21 protein-coding genes and 1 riboswitch are annotated in these 20,830 nt (G+C 73.2%); of the genes, 6 read left to right on the forward strand and 15 right to left on the reverse strand.

Annotated features, from left to right (window positions below; genetic code table 11):
• Nucleotides 1–47: 47 nt before the first annotated feature.
• Together ABZY44_RS10415 and ABZY44_RS10420 are read right to left on the reverse strand one after the other, a co-directional pair.
• On the reverse strand, nt 48–1,406 hold the full coding sequence (locus ABZY44_RS10415) for a metallophosphoesterase (RefSeq protein ID WP_356651969.1): 1,359 nt from the start codon (nt 1,404–1,406) through the stop codon (nt 48–50).
• Nucleotides 1,403–1,663, reverse strand: coding sequence for a hypothetical protein (locus tag ABZY44_RS10420; protein ID WP_356651971.1), 261 nt, complete (start codon nt 1,661–1,663; stop codon nt 1,403–1,405). Before ABZY44_RS10420 ends, ABZY44_RS10415 begins: the two co-directional genes overlap by 4 nt.
• A gap of 121 nt (nt 1,664–1,784) precedes the next feature.
• Here ABZY44_RS10420 and ABZY44_RS10425 point away from each other — a divergent pair, with 121 nt between their 5' ends.
• Nucleotides 1,785–3,029, forward strand: coding sequence for a D-alanyl-D-alanine carboxypeptidase (locus ABZY44_RS10425; protein WP_356651973.1), 1,245 nt, complete (start codon nt 1,785–1,787; stop codon nt 3,027–3,029).
• Here the strand turns inward: ABZY44_RS10425 and ABZY44_RS10430 are convergent.
• From ABZY44_RS10430 to glyA, 4 genes are all read right to left on the reverse strand, one after another.
• On the reverse strand, nt 2,980–4,038 hold the full coding sequence (locus ABZY44_RS10430; RefSeq protein ID WP_356651975.1) for a YihY/virulence factor BrkB family protein: 1,059 nt from the start codon (nt 4,036–4,038) through the stop codon (nt 2,980–2,982). The two genes, ABZY44_RS10425 and ABZY44_RS10430, sit on opposite strands and share 50 nt — an antisense overlap.
• Nucleotides 4,039–4,183: 145 nt before the next feature.
• Entirely contained in the window at nt 4,184–4,792 is a 609-nt protein-coding gene (locus ABZY44_RS10435; protein ID WP_356651977.1) for a 2'-5' RNA ligase family protein, read from the reverse strand.
• A 128-nt stretch (nt 4,793–4,920) separates the two neighbouring features.
• Nucleotides 4,921–5,934 carry a tryptophan--tRNA ligase gene (gene trpS, locus ABZY44_RS10440; protein ID WP_356651979.1) on the reverse strand — a complete coding sequence of 338 codons (1,014 nt, stop codon included), beginning with the start codon at nt 5,932–5,934 and terminating at the stop codon, nt 4,921–4,923.
• Between the two features lie 234 nt (nt 5,935–6,168).
• On the reverse strand, nt 6,169–7,446 hold the full coding sequence (glyA, locus tag ABZY44_RS10445; protein ID WP_356651981.1) for a serine hydroxymethyltransferase: 1,278 nt from the start codon (nt 7,444–7,446) through the stop codon (nt 6,169–6,171).
• 35 nt (nt 7,447–7,481) lie between these two features.
• Nucleotides 7,482–7,572, reverse strand: a riboswitch (ZMP/ZTP riboswitch).
• Nucleotides 7,573–7,682: 110 nt separating this feature from the next.
• Between glyA and rocD the strand changes: the two genes are divergently transcribed.
• Nucleotides 7,683–8,891, forward strand: a complete 1,209-nt coding sequence (rocD, locus tag ABZY44_RS10450; protein WP_356651983.1) for an ornithine--oxo-acid transaminase — start codon at nt 7,683–7,685, stop codon at nt 8,889–8,891.
• 27 nt (nt 8,892–8,918) lie between these two features.
• Here the strand turns inward: rocD and ABZY44_RS10455 are convergent, their stop codons facing one another.
• Together ABZY44_RS10455 and ABZY44_RS10460 are read right to left on the reverse strand one after the other, a co-directional pair.
• Nucleotides 8,919–10,106, reverse strand: coding sequence for a glutathionylspermidine synthase family protein (locus ABZY44_RS10455; RefSeq protein WP_356651985.1), 1,188 nt, complete (start codon nt 10,104–10,106; stop codon nt 8,919–8,921).
• 25 nt (nt 10,107–10,131) lie between these two features.
• On the reverse strand, nt 10,132–10,452 hold the full coding sequence (locus ABZY44_RS10460; RefSeq protein WP_356651987.1) for a hypothetical protein: 321 nt from the start codon (nt 10,450–10,452) through the stop codon (nt 10,132–10,134).
• A 112-nt stretch (nt 10,453–10,564) separates the two neighbouring features.
• On the opposite strand from ABZY44_RS10460, the gene ABZY44_RS10465 reads away from it, so the two are divergent.
• The gene (locus ABZY44_RS10465) at nt 10,565–11,461 is read left to right on the forward strand and encodes a hypothetical protein (RefSeq protein WP_356652025.1); all 897 of its coding nucleotides are present in this window, start codon (nt 10,565–10,567) and stop codon (nt 11,459–11,461) included.
• A gap of 25 nt (nt 11,462–11,486) precedes the next feature.
• Here the strand turns inward: ABZY44_RS10465 and ABZY44_RS10470 are convergent, their stop codons facing one another.
• Nucleotides 11,487–12,902 (reverse strand): PLP-dependent aminotransferase family protein, encoded by a 1,416-nt coding sequence (locus ABZY44_RS10470; protein WP_356651989.1) that lies wholly within the window; start codon nt 12,900–12,902, stop codon nt 11,487–11,489.
• 46 nt (nt 12,903–12,948) lie between these two features.
• On the opposite strand from ABZY44_RS10470, the gene ABZY44_RS10475 reads away from it, so the two are divergent.
• Complete coding sequence (locus ABZY44_RS10475; RefSeq protein WP_356651991.1) at nt 12,949–13,446, forward strand: carboxymuconolactone decarboxylase family protein; 498 nt, start codon at nt 12,949–12,951, stop codon at nt 13,444–13,446.
• A 110-nt stretch (nt 13,447–13,556) separates the two neighbouring features.
• Here the strand turns inward: ABZY44_RS10475 and ABZY44_RS10480 are convergent, their stop codons facing one another.
• Nucleotides 13,557–13,976 (reverse strand): hypothetical protein, encoded by a 420-nt coding sequence (locus ABZY44_RS10480; protein WP_356651993.1) that lies wholly within the window; start codon nt 13,974–13,976, stop codon nt 13,557–13,559.
• Between ABZY44_RS10480 and ABZY44_RS10485 the strand changes: the two genes are divergently transcribed.
• Entirely contained in the window at nt 13,954–14,388 is a 435-nt protein-coding gene (locus tag ABZY44_RS10485) for a hypothetical protein (protein ID WP_356651995.1), read from the forward strand. The genes ABZY44_RS10480 and ABZY44_RS10485 overlap by 23 nt on opposite strands.
• A 176-nt stretch (nt 14,389–14,564) precedes the next feature.
• Here ABZY44_RS10485 and ABZY44_RS10490 read toward each other — a convergent pair whose 3' ends face one another.
• The 5 genes from ABZY44_RS10490 to ABZY44_RS10510 form a co-directional block, all read right to left on the reverse strand.
• The gene (locus ABZY44_RS10490) at nt 14,565–15,011 is read right to left on the reverse strand and encodes a hypothetical protein (RefSeq protein WP_356651997.1); all 447 of its coding nucleotides are present in this window, start codon (nt 15,009–15,011) and stop codon (nt 14,565–14,567) included.
• On the reverse strand, nt 15,001–16,731 hold the full coding sequence (locus tag ABZY44_RS10495) for a hypothetical protein (protein ID WP_356651999.1): 1,731 nt from the start codon (nt 16,729–16,731) through the stop codon (nt 15,001–15,003). Before ABZY44_RS10495 ends, ABZY44_RS10490 begins: the two co-directional genes overlap by 11 nt.
• Nucleotides 16,732–16,892: 161 nt before the next feature.
• On the reverse strand, nt 16,893–17,882 hold the full coding sequence (locus ABZY44_RS10500) for a malate dehydrogenase (protein WP_356652001.1): 990 nt from the start codon (nt 17,880–17,882) through the stop codon (nt 16,893–16,895).
• Between the two features lie 597 nt (nt 17,883–18,479).
• Nucleotides 18,480–18,935: a DUF3017 domain-containing protein gene (locus tag ABZY44_RS10505; RefSeq protein WP_356652003.1), complete on the reverse strand. Its 456-nt coding sequence runs from the start codon at nt 18,933–18,935 to the stop codon at nt 18,480–18,482.
• Entirely contained in the window at nt 18,925–19,788 is an 864-nt protein-coding gene (locus ABZY44_RS10510; RefSeq protein ID WP_356652005.1) for a bifunctional methylenetetrahydrofolate dehydrogenase/methenyltetrahydrofolate cyclohydrolase, read from the reverse strand. Before ABZY44_RS10510 ends, ABZY44_RS10505 begins: the two co-directional genes overlap by 11 nt.
• A gap of 250 nt (nt 19,789–20,038) precedes the next feature.
• Here ABZY44_RS10510 and ABZY44_RS10515 point away from each other — a divergent pair, with 250 nt between their 5' ends.
• Nucleotides 20,039–20,680, forward strand: coding sequence for a hypothetical protein (locus ABZY44_RS10515; protein ID WP_356652007.1), 642 nt, complete (start codon nt 20,039–20,041; stop codon nt 20,678–20,680).
• Nucleotides 20,681–20,830 lie beyond the last annotated feature (150 nt).

Below are 20,830 nucleotides of genomic sequence, written 5' to 3' on the forward strand. Positions count from 1 at the left end.
GCCCCGGGAAGGCCGATTCCCGGCGGGTCCTTAGCGTTTGATGCAGTTCACGCATGATATGAGGCGAGTTCGACGACTGTGATGTCGGACGGCGCACCGACCCGGACGGGCGGACCCCAGGCGCCGGCGCCGCGCGACACGTACAGCTGGGTGTCGCCGTAGCGCTCCAGCCCGGCGACCGTGGGATTGGCGAGCTCGGCCACGTAGTTGCCGGGCCAGAGCTGCCCGCCGTGGGTGTGGCCGGACAGCTGGAGGTCGACCCCGTGCCGGACGGCGTCGTCGATGACCACCGGCTGGTGGGCGAGGAGCACGACGGTGCGGCTGCGGTCACGGTCGCCGAGGGCCGCCCGGAAGTCGGGACCGTTCCCCTCGCTCTCGCCCGCGACGTCGTTGACCCCGGCCAGGTCGAAGTACGGGAGCGCGCGCCGGGCGTTCTCCAGCGGGGTAAGGCCGAGCTCGCGCACGTGGTCGACCCACGGGGCGGCGCCGGAGAAGTACTCGTGGTTGCCGGTGACGAAGTACGAGCCGTGCCGCGCGCGCAGTCCGCGCAGCGGCTCGGCGGCGGGCCCGAGATCGTGGACGCTGCCGTCGACGAGGTCGCCGACGACGGCGATCAGGTCGGGCTGCGTGCGGTTGACGGTCTCGACGATGCGGGCGGTGTGGGCCCGGCCGAGGATCGGGCCGAGGTGGACGTCGCTGACGACGGCGATGCGGAAGCCGTGGGCCGCGCGCGGCAGCTTCGCCAGGGGCACCTGGACCCGCTTGACGCGGGGGCCGCGCAGGACCCCGTAGGTGCCGTAGCCGACGGTTCCGACCGCGACGGCGCCGGCCGCTCCGGCCACGGTCCGCGCGAAGCGGCGGCGGCTCACCCCGTCCCGGGCGGGGGCCGCCGGGGAGGCGGGGGCCGGGAGGGTGAGCTGCGGGGCGCTGCCCGCCGACGGCGCGGCTCCGGCAGCGGCACCGGCCGTGGCTCCGGCTCGGGCTCCGGCTCCGGCTCCGGCGGAGGGCGCCTCCGTCGGGGACCCGCCCTCCTCGGCCGCCGGGGAGGCCGTCGAGGCCGGAGCCGCCGGGGCGGCCTGGCCCCGCCCGTTCGGCCGGCGCAGCCACACCGCGCGGACGGGCTCGGCCACGAGCATCGCCAGGCTCAGGTACAGCAGGGCGGCCAGCCAGAGGAAGCCCGGCCAGGCGACGGTGCGCTCCAGCCAGAACGGGGCTCCGGCCCGGCCCGCGACCAGCGCGGCCACGGCGAGCAGCGGGAGAGCGAAGGCCAGTGCCGTGCCCGCGCGGCGGGCCCGGCCTCCCGGGGCGGTGGTGTCGCGGACCAGGCGGATCCACAGCCAGCGGTGCACCAGGGCCAGGAGGCCCAGTACGGCCAGGGCCACGACGGCGAACAGAGCGATCGTCACGCGCCCGGCTCCCCACGTGATTCACGCCGCAGAGCGCGCACCCCGCGCAACCCGATCACTCCTACGGCCGTCCCCAGGAGAAAGGACGCCACAGCCAGGAGAAGGTGGACCCAGAAGTATCCGGTCGGGTCGCCCGCGTCGTCGAAGGCCAGACCGCTGCCGTCCTTCCACAGGTTCCGGACGAAAGACACCCAGATGAACCAGCTCCACACCCCGAAGGCGAGCAGGAACCAGGAAGCGGTGCGGCTGAGTCTCATGAGCTCAGTATCCGTTTCGTCCCCAGGACGGACGCGCCGGGGTGGGCTGTCCCGGCAGTGGTTGCGGCGGGTTGGCCGGGCCGCGCCGGCGGTCGGAGCATCGGGATGTACTTTCACCTGCGTGTACGCCAAGAAGACCGCACTGACGGTCCTTTCCGCCGTGCTTCCCGTGCTGCTGGTCCCCACCCTGTTCGCGTCGCCCGCGCACGCGGATCCGGTGCCCACGCCGCCGGCCGACGGGAAGGGGCAGCCGCCGAAGGCGCCCGCGCCGCCCGCCGCGATGTCCTCGGTCGGCGGTGCGTCGCTCGGGCAGCCCGGTACACAGGTCAACCTGCTGCCCGGGGCTCCGGCCCTGCCGACGAACCTGACGGGCCGTTCGTGGATCGTGGCCGACGCCGAGACCGGCGCGGTCCTGGCGGCGCACAACGCGCACTGGCGGCTTCCCCCGGCCTCGACCATGAAGATGCTCTTCGCGGACACCGTGCTCCCGGGGCTGCCGAAGGACCAGCTCCACAAGGTCAGCGAGCAGGAGCTGGCCGGGGTCGGTGCCGGATCCAGCCTGGTGGGGATCAAGGAGGACACCGAGTACACCGTCCACGACCTGTGGCTCGGAGTGTTCCTGCGCTCCGGCAACGACGCCGTGCACGTGCTCTCGGCCATGAACGGCGGCGTCGACAAGACCGTCAAGGACATGCAGGCGCACGCCGAGGAGCTCCAGGCCCTGGACACGCACGTCGTGTCCCCCGACGGCTACGACGCTCCGGGCCAGGTCTCCAGCGCCTACGACCTCACCCTGATCGCCCGCTCCGGTCTGCAGAAGGCGGACTTCCGGGAGTACTGCGGCACGGCCAGCGCGAAGTTCCCGGGCCGGCAGGAGGCCGGGAAGCCGCGCGAGACCTTCGAGATCCAGAACACCAACCGGCTGATGACCGGGGCGGGCGGCCTCTCCCCGTACAAGGGCATTGCCGGAGTGAAGAACGGCAATACGACGATGGCCGGCTCCACCTTCACCGGCGCCGCCCAGCAGGGCGACAAGAAGCTGCTGGTGACGGTGATGAACCCGGGTACCGGGGGCGCGAACTCCGTCTACGAGGAGACCGCCGACCTCCTTGACTGGGGGTTCGCGGCGGCCGGGAAGGTCAAGCCGGTGGGCGAGCTGGTGCCGCCGAAGAGCGCGGACACCTCCTCGCACGGCTCCCCGGCCCAGTCGCACGAGAACAACCCGTCGGCGGCCGGCGCCTCGGGCGGGGGCGTGGGCACGGCCCTCGGGATCACGGGCGGGGTCCTGGCCGTCGTGGCCGGCGGGGCGTACGTGATCAACCGGCGCCTGCCCCGGCGCGGCCGCCGCGCTCGCGGCCGGGCGTAGCGGTGGGCGCCGCGGGCGCCGGAGCCGTGGCGGGCGCCGCGGACCCGGACCGCTCGGAGCCCGGCTCCGGCCGGGGCTCTGGGTCCGGAGCCCCGTCCGCGTCCGCGTCCCCGTCCCCGTCCGCGTCCCCGTCCGCGTCGGTGTCGTTGTCGGTGTCCGCGTCGTCGCGGCTCGCGGTCCAGGCCGCGCAGAACAGCAGCAGCTTCGCCGTGAAGTTGATCCAGATGAGCAGCGCGATCGGCACGCCGAAGGCCCCGTACATGCTCTTCGTGGCCACCCCGCGCATGTAGCCGCTCAGCAGCAGTTTCAGCAGTTCGAAGCCTGCCGCGCCGAGGAGGGCCGCCTCGATCAGGCGCCGGCGCGGGGGGTCGACGCCGGGGAGCAGGGTCAGGAGGTAGAGCAGCAGCAGGAACGCGGCCACGACTCCGACGAGGAAGGCCCCGCCCCGCAGCAGGCCGCCGCCCGCGCCGTCGCGCGGCACGCCGAGCCAGTCCCCCGCCTTGCCGACCGCGCTGGAGCCGAAGATCGAGGCGGCGGCCGAGCACAGGCCGACGCCGCCGAGGCCGAGGAGGACGAGAGCGTCCTTGCCCTTGCGGACGACGGGGTTGCCCTGGTCTTCCTCGTCCTTGTCCCACACGGCGCGCAGGCAGTCGCGCATCGAGCCGACCCAGCCGATGCCGGTGAGGAGGAGGAGGCCGCCGGCGACCAGTCCGACCGTGCCCGCGTTCGCGACGAGGGCGTCGATGTCGAGCTGGTCGGAGATGCCGGGGACCTGTTCGGCGAGGTTCTTCTGGAGCCGGTCGAGCTGCTCCTGGCTGAGCAGGGCCGCGCCGATCGCGGCGGCCACGGTGATCAGCGGGAAGAGCGCGAGGAAGCTGATGAAGGTGATCGCGGCGGCAAGCCGGGTCCAGTGCACGCGGTCGAGCCGCTCGTACGAACGCCACAGGTGGGTCCGCATGAGCGCGGACGCCACGGACCCGATCAGCGGGAGCCTCGTCAGCCAGTCCATACGGTCACCGTAAATGAGCTGCCGGAAATAGCCAGGATTGCCGCTCGCGGAGACTACGGTCGTCGATTGTGACTTTTCGCCCGACGGCTCGGCCGTTCCACGCCCTGGTTCTGCGAAGGATCAGCTTCCGGTTCCGGTTCCTGCGTCAGGAACGGCGTACGGTCTTCTCGCCCGCGGCGGTCGCCGCGTTGTCGGTCGACGAGCCCGGCTGCGTCGGAACCCCGGCCGCGCCATTGCCGAAGGGGTACTCCCGCAGCTTGCGCCAGACCCCGTCCGAGCCCTGCTCGTAGAGGGCGAAGCCCTCGCAGACCCAGTCCGCCGCATAGTCCGCGAGGGTGCTGAACGCGAGGTCCATCGCCTCTTCGGAGATCCCGTGGGCGACGGTGACGTGCGGGTGGTACGGGAACGCCAGCTCCCGGTTGAGCGGGCCCTGCGGGTCGCGGACCCGGCCCTGGAGCCGGGTGCAGTCCGCGCCGCCCTCGGCGATCTGGACGAAGACGACCGGTGAGAGGGGCCGAAAGGTTCCCGTTCCGGCGAGCCGCATCACGAAGGGACGGCTCCCGGCGGCGACCGCGGCCAGGTGGGCGCGGATCTCCGGAAGCCGGTCCGCCGCCACCTCCGTCGGCGGTACGAGGGTGACGTGCGTGGGGATCCCGTGCGCGGCGGCGTCCCCGAAGCCGGCGCGCAGCTGCTGGAGGCTGCTGCCGTACGGCTCCGGGACCGCGATCGAAACGCCGAGCGTTACGGTCCCCACGTATCTCTCCTCCGCTTTTGGTCCTGTGCGTCGTCCGTGCGCGGCGCGTGTGCCGAACAGGTGCTGCCGACCCAGTGTGGCGGCAGCACCCCCCGATTCGCCAGGGCCCTCTTCCTCTTCGGTCCCCGTCAGTGCTTCGCGGGCAGGAAACCGAGGCGGTCGTACGCCTGTGCCAGGGTCTCCGCGGCGACCGCCCGGGCCTTCTCCGCGCCCTTGGCCAGCAGGGAATCCAGGGTTTCGGGGTCGTCCAGGTACTCCTGGGTGCGCTGCTTGAAGGGTGTGACGAAATCGACCATCACGCCGGCCAGATCGGTCTTGAGCGCGCCGTAGCCCTTGCCCTCGTACGCCGCTTCGAGCGCGGGCACCGACTCGCCCGTGAGGGTGGAGTAGATCGTGAGCAGATTGCTGACGCCGGGCTTGTTCGCGGTGTCGAAACGGATCACGGCCTCGGTGTCCGTGACAGCGCTCTTGATCTTCTTCTCGGTGACCTTGGGCTCGTCGAGGAGGTTGATCAGGCCCTTGGGGGAGGACGCCGACTTCGACATCTTGATCGCCGGGTCCTGGAGGTCGTAGATCTTCGCGACCTCCTTGACGATGTGCGCCGCCGGGAGGGTGAACGTCGTGCCGAAGCGCTGGTTGAAGCGCTCGGCGAGGTCGCGGGTCAGCTCGATGTGCTGGCGCTGGTCCTCGCCGACCGGGACGGCGTCGGCCTGGTAGAGCAGGATGTCGGCGACCTGGAGGATCGGGTACGTGAACAGGCCGACGGTGGCGTTGCCCGCGCCCTGCCTGGCGGACTTGTCCTTGAACTGGGTCATCCGGCTGGCCTCGCCGAAGCCGGTGATGCAGTTCATGACCCAGCCGAGCTGCGCGTGCTCCGGCACGTGGCTCTGGATGAAGAGCGTGCAGCGCTCGGGGTCCAGGCCGGCGGCGAGCAGCTGCGCGGCGGAGAGCCGGGTGTTCGCCCGGAGCTCCTTCGGATCCTGCGGCATGGTGATCGCGTGCAGGTCGACGACCATGTAGAAGGCGTCGTGCGTCTCCTGCAGGGCGACGTACTGGCGGATGGCTCCGAGGTAGTTCCCGAGGTGGAACGAACCGGAGGTGGGCTGAATGCCGGAGAGCGCGCGAGGACGATCAGAAGCCATGGGTTCATTCTCTCAGGTGGACCGACCGGCTCCGGCCCGGCGCTGGCCGGAACCGGCGGGTCGTCGGGACCCGGCGCCATGGGACACGGGCGGTCACAGTGCGTACTCGCCCGTAACCGGTCGTCTTGATCCTGCCCGGAGCGGGCGACCGGTTTCCCGGGGGCGCCGGCGGGCCGGCTCCGGCCCGGCGGAGACCGCCGCGCGGGGCCGGGGCCCCGCGCGGCGCGCCGGGGGTTACGACAGCGGGAGCCCCGGGGCCGGGAAGGCGGCCATCAGGTCCTCGACCTCGGCGCGGACGGCGGCCAGCGCGGGCTCGTCCGACGCCGCGGCGGCGGACACCGCGCGGGCGATCCAGTCGGCGACCGCCGGCATGTGGGCCTGCGTGAGGCCCCGCGAGGTCAGCGACGGCGTGCCGATCCTGATGCCCGACGGGTCGAACGGCTTGCGCGGGTCGAACGGCACGGTGTTGTAGTTCACGACGATGCCCGCCCGGTCCAGCGCCTTCGCCGCGACCTTGCCCGGGACGCCCTTGCCCGTGAGGTCGATCAGGATCAGGTGGTTGTCCGTACCGCCGGAGACCAGGTCGAAGCCCCGCTCGAGCAGCGCCGCGGCGAGCGCCTTCGCGTTGGCCACGACCGCGTGCGCGTACGAGACGAAGGCGGGCTGCGCCGCCTCGTGCAGTGCCACCGCGATGCCGGCCGTCGTCTGGTTGTGCGGGCCGCCCTGGAGGCCCGGGAAGACCGCCTTGTCGATGGCCTTGGCGTGCTCCTCGCGGCACATCAGCATCGCGCCGCGCGGGCCGCGCAGGGTCTTGTGCGTGGTCGTCGAGATCACGTCCACGTGCCCGGCCGGGGACGGGTGCGCCCCGCCCGCGATCAGGCCGGCGATGTGCGCCACGTCGGCGACCAGGACCGCGCCGGACTCCTTGGCGATCGACGCGAACGCCTCGAAGTCGATCGTGCGCGGGAGGGCGGTGCCGCCGCAGAAGATCAGCTTGGGGCGCTCGGCCAGCGCGAGGTCCCGTACCGCGTCGTAGTCGATCAGGCCGGTGTCGGCCCGGACGCCGTACTGGACGCCCCGGAACCAGGATCCCGTCGCCGAGACGCCCCAGCCGTGCGTCAGGTGCCCGCCCATCGGCAGGGCCATTCCCATCACGGTGTCCCCGGGCTTCGCGAAGGCCAGGTACACGGCGAGGTTGGCCGGGGAGCCGGAGTACGGCTGGACGTTGGCGTGGTCGACGCCGAACAGGCCCTTCGCCCGCTCGACGGCCAGCGCCTCGATCCGGTCGATGTTCTGCTGGCCCTCGTAGTAGCGGCGGCCCGGATAGCCCTCGCTGTACTTGTTCTGCAGCACCGTGCCGGAGGCCTCCAGCACGGCGGCGGAGACGTAGTTCTCGCTGGGGATCAGCCGCAGGGTCTGCGCCTGCAGGGTTTCCTCGGCGGCGACGAAGGACGCCAGCTCGGGGTCGGTGGCGAGCAGGGCGGGATGGGCGAGGTGGTGGTTCGCGCTCATGGCGGTTCCTCCGGGGTCGATGTCGGTTCTCGTCCCCGCGAAGCCCAGGCGAGCGGCCCTGTATGCGGTCGTGCGCGCACGACTCCCCCGGAGTTGGTTCTCCGTACGCCAGTCGCCGTGCGTGCCGCACAGCTTAGCGGGCACGCCACGAAAAAGGTTTCTCCGTCCGGTATACGAGCGAGGATGCACAGTGACGCCACCCTCGTCACAGGCCTTGACGGACGATCGGAGACCCCGTGTCTGCAACTTCTGATGCCATCCGCTCCGCCGACGCGCACAGCGCGCACAACTACCACCCCCTGCCCGTGGTGGTCGCCACGGCGGAAGGCGCGTGGATGACCGATGTGGAGGGACGCCGCTACCTCGACATGCTCGCCGGCTATTCCGCCCTCAACTTCGGCCACGGCAACCGCCGTCTGCTCGACGCCGCCCGCGCCCAGCTGGAGCGGGTCACCCTCACCTCCCGCGCCTTCCACCACGACCGCTTCGCGGACTTCTGCACCGAGCTCGCCGCGTTGTGCGGCAAGGAGGCGGTGCTGCCCATGAACACGGGCGCCGAGGCCGTGGAGACGGCGGTGAAGACCGCCCGCAAGTGGGGGTACGAGGTCAAGGGCGTCCCGGACGGCCACGCCAAGATCGTGGTCGCGGCCGACAACTTCCACGGCCGCACCACGACGATCGTGTCCTTCTCGACGGACCACGAGGCGCGCGACCACTTCGGCCCCTATACCCCCGGGTTCGAGATCGTCCCGTACGGGGACCTCACCGCGCTCGCCGCGGCCGTCACCTCCAACACCGTCGCCGTGCTCCTGGAGCCCATCCAGGGCGAGGCGGGCGTCCTCGTACCGCCCGCCGGTTACCTGCGGGGCGTTCGGGAACTGACGCGGGAGCGGAACGTCCTCTTCATGGCGGACGAGATCCAGTCGGGGCTGGGCCGGACCGGCAGGACCTTCGCGTGCGAGCACGAGGGGGTCGTCCCGGACGTGTACGTCCTCGGCAAGGCGCTGGGCGGCGGCGTCGTCCCGGTGTCGGCGGTCGTCGCCGACCGCGACGTCCTCGGCGTGTTCAAGCCGGGCGAGCACGGTTCGACCTTCGGCGGGAACCCCCTCGCCTGCGCCGTGGCGCTGGAGGTCGTCGCGATGCTCCGCGGCGGCGAGTACCAGCAGCGCGCCACCGAACTCGGCGACCACCTGCACCGGGAGCTGAACCTGCTGGTCGGCGGCGGGGCGGTGACCGCCGTACGCGGCCGCGGGCTGTGGGCGGGCATCGACATCGACCCGGCGCGCGGGACCGGCCGGGAGATCTCCGAGAAGCTCATGGAACTCGGGGTGCTCGTCAAGGACACCCACGGGTCGACGATCCGGATCGCGCCGCCGCTGGTGATCAGCAAGGAGGACCTGGACTGGGGCCTCGACCAGCTCAGGTCGGTCCTCTCGGACGACTAGCCGGCGCGCAGCCGGCCGGGCGGGCGGTCAGACGATGACGTGGGGCAGGAAGCGGGCGTACTCGTCCGTGACCGGCCCCGCCGATTCACGGATGCCGAGTCCGGCCGCCTCGTCCTCGACGACCCACGCGCCGAGCACCACGCGGTTGCCGTCGAAGTCGGGCAGCGGGTCCAGGGCCTGGAAGACGTACGTCTCGTCCGGCTCCGGCGCGAACGGTTCGCCGCCCACCGGGTGCAGGGTGACCCCGGCGCCCTCGCGCCCCAGCAGTGGCTTCGCCACGTAGCCGGTGGTGCCGGCGAGCTCGCGCGGGCCGTCCAGGTAGGCGGGAAGCAGGTTCGGGTGCTCGGGGAAGAGCTCCCACAGGACCGCCAGCAGCGCCTTGTTGGAGAGCAGCATCTTCCACAGCGGCTCGATCCAGGCGGTCGTGCCGGAGCCGCCGCCGAGGTCGTACGTGCCCAGCACCTGCGGGGCGAACTCGTCGGTGACGAGCCACTCCCACGGGTAGAGCTTGAAGCAGGCGCGGATGAAGCCGAGCTTCTCGTCCACGAAGCGTTCGGTCAGGGCGTCCCAGCCGATCCGCTCGACGGACAGCGCCCGCGCGTCGAGGCCGGCCTGCTCGGCGGTCTCGCGCAGGTAGGCGACCGTCATCAGGTCCTCGCCGAGCTCGTCCGTCTCGGAGTGCGCGAAGTGGACCGTGGCCGACGGCAGCAGCTCCGCCTGTCGGCGCCAGGCGTCGACGAGCCGCTCGTGGAGGGAGTTCCACTGGTCGGCGCCGGGAAAGCGTTCCTCCATCCAGAACCACTGCGGGCTCGCCGCCTCCACCAGCGAGGTGGGGGTGTCGGCGTTGTACTCCAGCATCTTGGCCGGGCCGCTGCCGTCGTAGTTCAGGTCGAAGCGGCCGTAGAGGGAGGGCTGTTCCGCGCGCCGCCGCCAGGACTCGGCGATCAGCGCGGCGAGCTTCGGGTCGGTGATGCCGAGGTCCGCGAAGCGGTCGTGCGCGACGATGTGCTCCGCCGCCGCCAGGCACATGGCGTGGAGCTCCTCGACCACGTTCTCCAGTGCCTCGACCTCGGGCAGCGAGAAGGAGTAGTAGGCGCTCTCGTCCCAGTACGGGCGCAGTGAGTCGTCGGGGTAGCGGGTCAGGGGATAGATCAGCCCCTGTTCCTCGACGGTCTTCTGCCAGTCGGGACGGGGCTCGATGGTGTGCCGCTTCATGGGTGTGCAGTCCCTCGGGTTCCGGTCAGCCGCCGCTGGAGCCGGAGCTCTTGTGGCCGCCTATGCCGCCGCGCGTGACGGCCGACTTGTCGAAGCTGCCGCCGGACGCCTTGCCGTTGCGCACGGAGCCGCCGTAGTAGTACGTGCCCCGGCTGGAGCCGCTGCCGCCGCCGCTCTTGCAGTACTTGTCGTCCAGTTTGTCCAGCGTGGTCCGGTCGACGCAGCGCCGGTCCGGCTCGTTGCTGTTGCCGCAGGCCACGAGCGTGGCCGCGAGCAGTCCCATGCCGCCGAGCACGACGGCGCCGGACCGCATGCGGCGCTGGTTGGTACGGCTGCTGCTGTCCATGTCTGCTGCTCCCCCTAGTGGCGTGCTGCCGACAGACTAGATCGAGGCGCCCGGCCGATGGAATCCGGCCGTCGCCCAGCCTGTGACCTAGAGTCGGTTCGTGCTCCTTGGGATGATTTGCGCGCTCGGTGCGGCGATCTGTTTCGGCACGGCCTCGGTCCTCCAGGCCGTCGCGGCCCGGACGGCCGAGCCGGGAACGGGCTCGGGGGTCGACACCGCCCTCCTCCTGCGGGCGCTGCGCCAGTGGCGCTACGTCGCCGGGCTCGGCCTGGACGGGATCGGCTTCGTCCTCCAGATCGTCGCCCTGCGCCACATCCCCATCTACGCGGTGAGCGCGGCGCTCGCCGCCAGCCTCGCGGTGACCGCGGTGGTCGCGGCGCGGCTGCTGCGGGTACGCCTCAGCGGGACCGAGTGGGCCGCGGTGGGCGTGGTGTGCGGGGGCCTGGTGATGCTCGGGCTGGCGTCGGGCGAGGAAGGCTCCGGGACGGGGTCGCTCGCGCTGGAGCTGGGGCTCCTCGCGGTCGCGGGGCTGGTGCTCGTGACCGGAGCCGTGGCAGGCGGCCTGCCGGACCGCAGCCGGGCGCTCACCCTGGGACTGGCGGCCGGAACGGGCTTCGGGGTGGTGGAGGTGGCGGTCCGGCTCATCGACGACGTCTCGCTCTCCGCCCTGACGAACCCCGCCCTGTACGCGCTGCTGCTGGGCGGCGGCGCGGGCTTCCTGCTGCTCACCTCGGCCTTGCAGCGCGGCTCCGTGACCACGGCGACGGCCGGGCTGGTGCTGGGCGAGACGATCGGCCCGGCGGCGGTGGGGGTGATCTGGCTGGGCGACCGCACCCGCGAAGGGCTGGCCTGGCTGGCGGTCACCGGCTTCGTGGTCGCCGTCGCCGGAGCCCTCGCACTGGCCCGCTTCGGCGAACCCCCGGCGGACCCGGCGGACCCGGCGGACCCGGCGGACCCGGCGGACCCGGCGGACCCGGCGGCGGGAGCGTCCCCCGCGTCGGCCCCCTGACCGGGGCCGGGCTCCGGGCCGGCCCTCAGGGGAGCGCCGCCACCAGAGCCGCCAGGGTCGGGGCCCAGGCGCTCTGGGACGGCGTCCCGAAGCCGACGACGAGGGCCTCGCGCGCCGCCCCGGCCGCCTCCGGGTGCCGGAAGGAGGACAGCGGCTGCAGGCCGAGGTCCTGCCACGCGGCCGCCCGCAGGGCCGCCCGTTCGCCGCCCGGTCCGAGGTCCAGCACCGCGTGCAGGCCCGCCGCGATGCCGGACACCCCCGCGCGGTCCCCGACCGCCGCCACCAGCTCGTCGCGGCGCCGCCGGTAGCGCAGCCGCATCCCGCGCACGTGCCGGTCGTACGCCCCGGACCGGATGAACTCCGCGAGCGTCAGCTGGTCCAGCACGCCGGAGGTCCACGCGTCCCGGCCCTTCGCCCCGAGCACCTCGTCCATCAGCCCGGCCGGGACGACCATCCATCCCATGCGCAGCCCCGGAGCCAGGGACTTGCTCGCCGTCCCCATGTAGACCACGCGGTCCGGGTCCAGGCCCTGCAACGCGCCCACCGGCTGCCGGTCGTAGCGGAACTCCCCGTCGTAGTCGTCCTCCAGGACCAGACCGCCCGTGGACCGGGCCCAGTCCACCGCCGCCGCCCGCCGCACGGGCGTCAGCGCGGCGCCCGTCGGGAACTGGTGCGCCGGTGTCAGCAGCACCGCCCCCACGCCGTGCCCCGCCGCGGCGCCCGCCGTCGAGGCCAGGTCCTGGGTCCGCGCCCCCTCGGCGTCCACCTCCAGCGGCCGGGTCCGCAGCCCCGCCCCGGTCAGCAGGTCGCGGTGCACGTCGAGCCCGTACCCCTCCACGGCGATGTCGCGGACCCGCCGGGCCCGCAGCAGCTTCGCCATCAGCAGCATGCCCTGCGCGAACCCCGCGCACAGCACGATGCGTTCCGGGTCCGCGTACACCCCGCGCGCCCGCGCCAGGTACCCGGCGAGGGCCTCCCGCAGCTCCACCCTCCCGCGCGGATCGCCGTACCCGAAGGCCTCGTTCGGGGCATCGGCCAGCGCCCGCCGGGCCGCCGCCAGCCAGGCCGCGCGCGGGAAGCCGCCCAGGTCGGGGGAACCGGGCATCAGGCTGTACGAGGTCTTCGCGCGCACGGGGCGCCGTACGGGCGCGGCCGCCACGGCGCGCCGCTCCGGAACCCGCTCGGCGACCCGGGTGCCGGACCCCTGCCGGGCCGTCAGCCGGCCCTCGGCGACCAGCTCCGCGTACGCCTCGGCGACGGTGTTGCGGGCGATCCCGAGATCGGCGGCGAGCGAGCGGGAGGAGGGCAGCCGGGTGCCGGGCGCGAGCCGGCCGCTGCGCGCCGCCTCGCGCAGCGCCTCGGTGAGACCGGCGCGCAGACCGCGCCCGGCGGAGAGCTCCACATGCAGGTCGGCCCCGAAAGTGGCCCACGATTCAGTCATGGATATGGACCATAGAGGCGGGCCGCCCCGCTCGTACGGTAGGACCATGAACAACACGGACAGCACCAAGAACGCACCTGAGCACACGCCCCGCATGCAGCTGGCGAAGCTCGCCCCCGAGTTCTACAAGGCCGCCGTGGCCCTGGACGCCGCCGCGTCCAAGGGGCTGGACCCGTCCCTGGTCGAGCTCGTCAAGCTCCGGTCCTCGCAGATCAACCACTGTGCCTTCTGCATCGACATGCACTCCAAGGACGCCCTCGCGGCCGGCGAGGACGTGGAGCGGCTGCTGCTCCTCGCCGCGTGGGAGGAGTCGCGGCACTTCTACACGGAGAAGGAGCTCGCCGCGATCGAGCTGACGGAGGCCGTGACCGTCCTGACCGACGGGTTCGTCCCCGACGAGGTCTACGACCGGGCGGCGAAGCAGTTCGAGGAGAAGGAACTGGCCCAGCTGATCGCCCTGATCGCGGCGATCAACGTCTGGAACCGCATCGGCGTCACCACCCGCCTGGTCCCGGGGCACTACACCCCGGGCATGTACAAGTAGCACGGCCGAGGAGAACGGCCGGGCAGAGCGGCCGGGCAGACGGGTCCCCCGGCGACGGACGGGCCGGGCGGCCCCCCGCCGGGGGGTGGCCCGCCCGCTGGCGGGCCGGCTCAGCCGCCGGGACGGAAGGCGGCCAGCGCGGCCGAGTGGTGCGCCTGCGTGAGCGTCCACTCGGCGACCGGACCGGCCGTGAGGACGGCCCACTTTCCGCCGTCCCGCGCGACGAAGACCCGTTCGACACCGCGGCGCCGGCCGTGCGATTCGGCGCTGTCGTACTCGTACACGAGCTCCGCGGCCCCGGGCTCGCCCGGGACCGGGCCGAGCCGGACCTCCTGGAAGCCCGTGGTCCGGGCCCGCAGGTCGGCGGAGGCGCCCTGGGCGGCCCCCAGCGGGGTCAGTTCGGGCTCGACCACCGTGAAGACCTGGATCAGGGCGGTGCGGTCGGGCGAGCGGTAGAAGACACCGCTCGCGCCCTCCTCGCGGTTCCACCCGACGGGGACGGCGATCGTGAAGCCCTTCGCGTCCCGCACGGTCTCGTGCGCGGCGTCGGCACTCGGGCCGGGCGTGGCGCTCGGGCTGACGCTCGGCGAGGGCGAGGGCGAGGGCGAGCCGGTCCGCGTGGGCGGGGCGGTGCCCGGGCCGCTGCCGCTCGGCGGAGCGCTCGAAGCCGTCGGCCCCACGAGCACGGGCTCCCCCGTGTCCCGCTGCGCGAACCACACGGCCGTCGCGCCGATCGCGAGCGCGGCCACCGCGACCAGCGCCGTGGTCGGCGTCAGCCACCGGGCGCGCCACCCGTCGGGGCGCGCAGGCTCCGGCGCCACCGGCGGACCGGGGTGCGCGTACGGGTCGTGGACCGGTCCGGACGGGGGCGGTGACGAGGGCCCGTACGAGGGCTGCGGCACCACCGGCTCGTGGCCCGGCGGAGCGGGCGCCGGCGCCTGACCCGGGCCGGACGCCCGGGGCGGGTGGGTCTGAGGCTGCGGAATCCGGGGCTGCGGAATCTGGTGCTCCGGCGCCCCGGGCTGCGGAGCCTGGGGCGGGGCCTGCCCGTCCGACACCCAGCGCTGGGTCCGCCCGTCCCAGCGGGGTGCGCCCTGCGGCTGCTGCGGGGCCACGGCTCAGCCCCCCAGCGAGGTCAGCAGCCCGGCCAGCGCCGTGGCCGCGCTGACCGACTCCACCAGCGGGGCCCAGCGTTCCAGCGCCGCGCGCAGTCGGCCGACCAGGCCCGGACGGATCTCCGCGGCTCCTTCCAGTCCCTCGGCGACCCCGTCCAGTTCGGCGTCGAGCGCCGTCCGGTCCTCGCCGCGCGGCAGCCGTACGAGGGCCGCCCGCAGCTCGAGTACCGCCTCCAGCAGTGCCTCCGGCCCGACGGCTCCGGTGTCCGCGCCGCCGTGGTGGACGGTGTTGGTGTTGTCGCGGCCGCCGATGCTGAACGCGCTGCCGGTGACGGTGCCGATCCGCACGGTCGGCTCGGGACCGTCCGCGCCCGCGCCCGTGCCTGTTCCCGTCCCCGTACCCATGGCCGTACCCGTAGCCTCACCCGCGCCGACGCCGTCAGTTGCCACCGCTGCTCCTCCTGCCCCTCGCGCCGTTGTCGTGGCCTGTGCTGTTGGTGTTGCCGCTGCCTCCGACGCTGAACGCGCTGCCGTTCACCGACTGGATGAACACCCCGCCCTCGGCCACGTTGACGGCGCGTCGCGCGAACTCCTCGGTGTGCCAGCCCGCCTCGTGCAGGGCGAGGACGACGCCCCCGACCACCCGGTCCTGAACCGTCTTCAGGAAGCGGTCGAGGTCCATCAGGTGGAACAGCGAGCCGTTGTCCTGGGAGGCCAGGTCGCGCACCGACACCCGCGGCCCCTCGGGCCGGGCGCCGCCGTGGCCGGCGGTGGCGATCCGCCACCAGCTGACCAGGCCGCGGCCCAGGGTGGTGACGGAGGCAGCGAGGGAGCGGGGGGTGTTGCGCACGGCCCAGACGGCCTTCCCGAACCAGTTGTTGTTGCGGTGGCGCTGGGCGTCCGCGTCCGCGTTGTGGAAGTCGGCGCGGACCGGGAGCAGCACGTGCGGCGCCACTTCCAGCATCATCATCCCGCCCTGTGTGTGGACCCGTACGAACACGGTGACGACGAGGTTCTCGTCCCAGCCGCCCACCCGGACGCGCAGGAAGTGCCGGCGTCGCTCGCCGCCCTCCTCGATGGCGGCGGCCCGCTGTTCGGCGTACTGCCCGTGCACCACCTGGGCGGTGTCCCGGTGCGGCAGTCCGCCTGCGGGAAGGAACACGCACTCGTCGACGACCAGCTCGCGCAGCCGGTCCCCGACGGCGGCCGCGGCCTCGTCGGAACCGTGCGGCGAGGGCACGCGCAGGCGCTCCAGCAGCGGCACGATCCGCTCGAGGATGCGGGCGTTGGTGACGGGGACCGGCTTGCGGTCGGGGCCGAGGTCCTCGCGCGGGCGCAGTTCCACGGACAGTTGCCAGGGCCGGTAGGAGTCACCCGCCCCGCAGAACGGGTCGTTGACGTCGTACATGATCACCGGCGCGAACTGCTCCGCCCGGATCCGCTGGCGGATGCGCTGGAAGCGGACCCCCTGGACGGCCTCGGCCGGGTCGCCCGCGTGGTCGGCGTAGCGCTGTTCGTGGAGGTCGGTGGCGATGGTCCGGAAGACGTGTCCGCGCTGGAGTCCCACGACGGTCACGATCCCGGCGAAGACGACGGGCCCCCACCAGAAGCTGACGGCGCCCGCGAATTCCCCGCCCGCCGGGAAGAACGGCATGCCGAACAGCGGGCCCATGTCGCCGAAGGCGCCGAGCAGCGCGAGGCCGCCGAAGCCGAGGACGAACAGGACGGCGAGGAGCGTCCACCACACGTACACGCGCAGGATCACGGAGAGCAGGCGCAACAGCGGGGCCCGGCGGGCGCGCAGCCAGTCGGCCAGGCTGAGCAGCAGGAAGGGCACGACGAGCACGGAGACCATGCCGCCCGTGAGCAGGGAGCCGACGAACCAGGCCCCGAGGACGCCGGCGGCCCAGCCGAGTTCGCTGCGGCGGGCGCGGAGCGCGTGGGCCAGGACCCGGGAGGCGTCGTATCCGTAGGAGGGAGCGACGATCCGCTCCTCGTGGACGTACAGCTCGTCGATGACCCGGTCGCGGTAGCCGGCGTCGAGGTACGTTCCCGCGCACAGGAAGCGGCCTGCCTCGCTGAGGGAGGGGTGCACCGGGGAGCGTCCCGCGCGGGAATCGCCCCGTCCGCCGCCGCTGGTGGGCTGGTGGGGAATCGGGATCTCGGTCACCGACCGACTTTAGATATCCCTTACACGGAGCGACAGCAAGATTCACGCCAAAGCGCCCCGGCCTGGTTTGGCCGGGGCGCTTCGGTGTTCGTACTGGTTCGTACGGGGCCTGCCGGTCCGGAGTGGTGGCTCGGGGCCTACGAACGGCCGTACGGAGGGGCTCAGATCAGGCCGAGCTCGCGCACCGCGTCGCGCTCCTCGACGAGCTCCGCCACGGACGCGTCGATGCGCGCACGGGAGAACTCGTTGATGTCCAGGCCCTGGACGATCTCGTACTTGCCGTCCTTGGTGGTGACGGGGAAGGACGAGATGATGCCCTCCGGGACGCCGTAGGAGCCGTCCGACGGGATGCCCATGGAGGTCCAGTCGCCCGCCGCGGTGCCGTTGACCCACGTGTGGACGTGGTCGATGGCGGCGTTGGCGGCCGAGGCGGCCGAGGACGCGCCGCGGGCCTCGATGATCGCCGCGCCGCGCTTGGCGACGGTCGGGATGAAGGTGTCGGCGAGCCACAGCTCGTCGTTGACGACCTCGGCGGCGTTCTTGCCGGCGATCTCCGCGTGGAAGATGTCCGGGTACTGGGTCGCCGAGTGGTTGCCCCAGATGGTGAGGCGCTTGATGTCGGAGACGGCGGCGCCGGTCTTCTGCGCGAGCTGCGAGATCGCGCGGTTGTGGTCCAGGCGGGTCATCGCGGTGAAGCGGTCGGCCGGTACGTCCGGCGCGGAGGCCTGCGCGATGAGCGCGTTGGTGTTGGCCGGGTTGCCCACGACGAGCACCTTGATGTCGTCCGCGGCGTGGTCGTTGATGGCCTTGCCCTGCGGCTTGAAGATGCCGCCGTTGGCGGCGAGCAGGTCACCGCGCTCCATGCCCTTGGTACGCGGGCGGGCGCCGACGAGCAGCGCGACGTTCGCACCCTCGAAGCCCTTGTTCGGGTCGTCGAAGATGTCGATGCCGGCGAGCAGCGGGAAAGCGCAGTCGTCGAGCTCCATGGCGGTGCCCTCGGCGGCCTTCATGCCCTGAGGGATCTCCAGAAGACGGAGCCGGACCGGCACGTCCGCGCCGAGCAGGTGACCGGAAGCGATGCGGAAGAGCAGCGCGTAGCCGATCTGGCCGGCGGCGCCGGTGACGGTGACATTCACGGGAGTGCGGGTCATGGCCTTCTCCGTTAGACAGCTGGCGGTGGGGCGTCCCTGCCCCATGTGCTGGGAGGACGCCGCTCCATGGCCCGGTAAATCTTGACGTGAAGAGACATCCGCCCGTCAGGCTATCCGACCCTGACCCACCCCAATCCCCCACCCCGTGTGGCACACGGCACACGATCCCTCCCAACGGCGTGTCCCCACCCCCGCCGACGCCCCTCCCGGCCGCGTCGCCGGCGTTCGAGGCGCGGGGCCACCCATCCCATCCCATCCCAGCCCCGCCGGCGTTCGAGGCGCGGGGTCACCCCTCCCAGCCCCGCCGGCGTTCGAGGCGCGGGGTCACCCCTCCCAGCCCCGCCGGCGTTCGAGGCGCAGGGTCACCCGTCCCAGCCCCGCCGGCGTTTGAGGCGCGGGGTCCGGGGCGGAGCCCCGGGGGCGCGGGCGCAGCCCGTGACCCAAGGGTCCGGGCAGAGCCCGGGGAACGGTGGAAGGGCGGGTAGGGGACAGCCCCGCAGGGCACGCACCCCGCACCACACCCACCGGCCCCGGCCGGCACCGACACCGGCACCGGCACCGGCACCGGCACCCCCAGTCGACCGGACCCCCGCCCCGTCAGCGCACGGTGAACCGAACCGCACTCTCCAGGAACGGGATGTGCAGCAACGGCCTCGGCTCCATGACCAGCGCGAGCAACGTGATCGCCACGCCCAGCAGCCCGTACGTGACCATGTCGGTGAAGCGGGACCGCACCGCGAGCATCCCCACCGACGGCAGCAGCCTGCGCATCACCGACCCCGCGATCAGCGCGATGCCGATCATCAGGCACCCCCCGCGCGGGTGACCCATGGCCGTGGCCAGCAGCCCTGCCGCCGTCGCGGCGAGCACGGCCAGCATCGGCCACTGCCGGGCCGGCGCCGGCGCGTCGCCGGGAGCGGCCCGCCCGCCGCCCTCGGGGCGGGCGGTGCCCCGGGTGATGGAGGGGAACCGGCGCGACCTGCCCCCGCCGACGCCGTCCTCGGCCTCTCCCGCGCCCGCCGCGTCAGCCTCCTCCGCCCCCTCAGCCCGCACTGGGAACGATCCGTTCCGCCGCCTCGACGACGTTCACGAGCAGCTGCGCCCGCGTCATCGGCCCGACGCCGCCCGGGTTCGGGGAGATCCAGCCGGCCACGTCCGCGACCCCGGGATGCACGTCCCCGACGATCTTTCCGTTCTCGTCCCGGCTGACGCCGACGTCGAGCACGGCCGCGCCGGGCTTCACGTCCTCCGGCTTGACCAGGTGCGGGACACCGGCCGCCGCCACGACGATGTCGGCCCGCCGCAGCAGCCCGGACAGGTCGCGCGTACCGGTGTGGCACAGCGTCACCGTTGCGTTCTCCGACTTGCGCGTGAGCAGCAGGCCGATCGACCGGCCGACGGTGATGCCGCGGCCCAGGACGACCACGTGCGCGCCGTTGATCTCCACGCCGTGGTGGCGCAGCAGTTCGACGATCCCGTACGGGGTGCACGGCAGCGGGCCCGGCTCGTTCAGGACGAGCCGGCCCAGGGACATGGGGTGCAGGCCGTCGGCGTCCTTCGCCGGGTCCATCTGCTCCAGGACCCGGTTGGTGTCGATGCCCTTGGGGAGGGGGAGTTGCACGATGTAGCCCGTGCAGTGCGGGTCGGCGTTCAGCTCGCGCACGACCTCCTCGATGTCCTCCTGGGAGGCCGTCGCGGGCAGTTCGCGCTGGATGGAGGCGATACCGACCTCGGCGCAGTCCTTGTGCTTGCCGTTCACGTACCAGCGGCTGCCCGGGTCGTCGCCGACCAGCAGCGTGCCGAGGCCGGGGGTGATGCCCCGGGCCTTGAGCGCCGCCACGCGGGCGGTCAGTTCGGACTTGATCGCGGCTGCGGTGGCCTTGCCGTCGAGAATCTGGGCAGTCATGACCCCATCCTCCCGGATGGAACGGTCCCGGTTCCAGTCGCGTCCCCCGCGCGAACGGTTCGATTCGGTTCATTGCACTTGCACAACAAGTCACCGGCCCGCTGCGCGGCGGCTGGACAAGTCCGCCCCGACCGGACGACGATGCACGGAAGATGTGCCGCGGGCAGTGCCGGGGGGCGGGCCGCACCACTGCAGCGATTCCTCCGAGCGTGCCGTGCGTCCCCGCACTTCCACGGAGGAACACCCCAAGATGAGTTTCGGCGACCCGAACAACCCCTACGGGCAGCAGCCCCAGGGCCAGCCCGGCTACGGCTACCCGCAGCAGGCGCCGCAGGGCATCCCGCCCCAGGGCGGCTACGCCTACCCCCAGCAGGCCCAGGGCTACCCGGGCGTCCCCGGCTACCCGGGCTCCCCCATGCCGATGCCCGGCGGGGCCAAGGCCGCCCGCGTCATCATGTTCATACTCGGCGGGCTCCAGGCCCTGGCCGGCGTCCTGGTGGTCGTCGGCGGCGCGCTGTTCGCCTCGGCCCTCTCCGGCTCCAGCAGCTCGTCGTCGAGCGACGCGGGCGCCGTCGCGGGCGGCGTGTTCGTCGTCGTCGGCATCATCCTCCTCGGGTTCTCGCTGTGGCCGATCCTGACCGCCGCCAAGCTGAAGAAGGGCCGCGGCGGCGTCCGGGTCTCCGGCATCGTCTTCGGTTCGCTGCAGTCGCTCTTCGCTCTGATCAGCGTGCTCGGCAACCTCGCGGCGGTCGGCGGCTCGAGCTCGTCCGGCGTCACCCCGGTCATGTTCTCGCTGGTCTTCGCGGTCATCTCGCTGGGCCTGGGCGTCTGGATCATCGTCGGCCTGGCCAACTCGGCCTCGGGCGCCTACTTCAAGCGGCCGCTGTACTGACACCCCGCGCCGCGGCCACGGGTTCGACCGCCCGGACCGGCCGCGGCCACGGCGAAGGCCGCGCCCCCCCCCCCCCCCGGGGCTGTGGCCCCCGCCCCGGCCGCCCGGCCCGACGGCCACGGCGGCACCGTCCCCGTCCACGTCCCACCA

This window comes from Streptomyces sp. NPDC006544 (assembly GCF_040611715.1).
Taxonomy (GTDB): Bacteria; Actinomycetota; Actinomycetes; order Streptomycetales; family Streptomycetaceae; genus Streptomyces.

Bases quoted from the DNA above. Each gene is read 5' to 3' on its own strand.
- ABZY44_RS10420 (WP_356651971.1), bottom strand. From the start codon at position 1,663: ATGAGACTCAGCCGCACCGCTTCCTGGTTCCTGCTCGCCTTCGGGGTG.
- ABZY44_RS10430 (WP_356651975.1), bottom strand. From the start codon at position 4,038: ATGGACTGGCTGACGAGGCTCCCGCTGATCGGGTCCGTGGCGTCCGCG.
- trpS (WP_356651979.1), bottom strand. From the start codon at position 5,934: ATGGCTTCTGATCGTCCTCGCGCGCTCTCCGGCATTCAGCCCACCTCC.
- glyA (WP_356651981.1), bottom strand. From the start codon at position 7,446: ATGAGCGCGAACCACCACCTCGCCCATCCCGCCCTGCTCGCCACCGAC.
- ABZY44_RS10455 (WP_356651985.1), bottom strand. From the start codon at position 10,106: ATGAAGCGGCACACCATCGAGCCCCGTCCCGACTGGCAGAAGACCGTC.
- ABZY44_RS10460 (WP_356651987.1), bottom strand. From the start codon at position 10,452: ATGGACAGCAGCAGCCGTACCAACCAGCGCCGCATGCGGTCCGGCGCC.
- ABZY44_RS10465 (WP_356652025.1), top strand. From the start codon at position 10,565: ATGATTTGCGCGCTCGGTGCGGCGATCTGTTTCGGCACGGCCTCGGTC.
- ABZY44_RS10470 (WP_356651989.1), bottom strand. From the start codon at position 12,902: ATGACTGAATCGTGGGCCACTTTCGGGGCCGACCTGCATGTGGAGCTC.
- ABZY44_RS10475 (WP_356651991.1), top strand. From the start codon at position 12,949: ATGAACAACACGGACAGCACCAAGAACGCACCTGAGCACACGCCCCGC.
- ABZY44_RS10500 (WP_356652001.1), bottom strand. From the start codon at position 17,882: ATGACCCGCACTCCCGTGAATGTCACCGTCACCGGCGCCGCCGGCCAG.
- ABZY44_RS10510 (WP_356652005.1), bottom strand. From the start codon at position 19,788: ATGACTGCCCAGATTCTCGACGGCAAGGCCACCGCAGCCGCGATCAAG.
- ABZY44_RS10515 (WP_356652007.1), top strand. From the start codon at position 20,039: ATGAGTTTCGGCGACCCGAACAACCCCTACGGGCAGCAGCCCCAGGGC.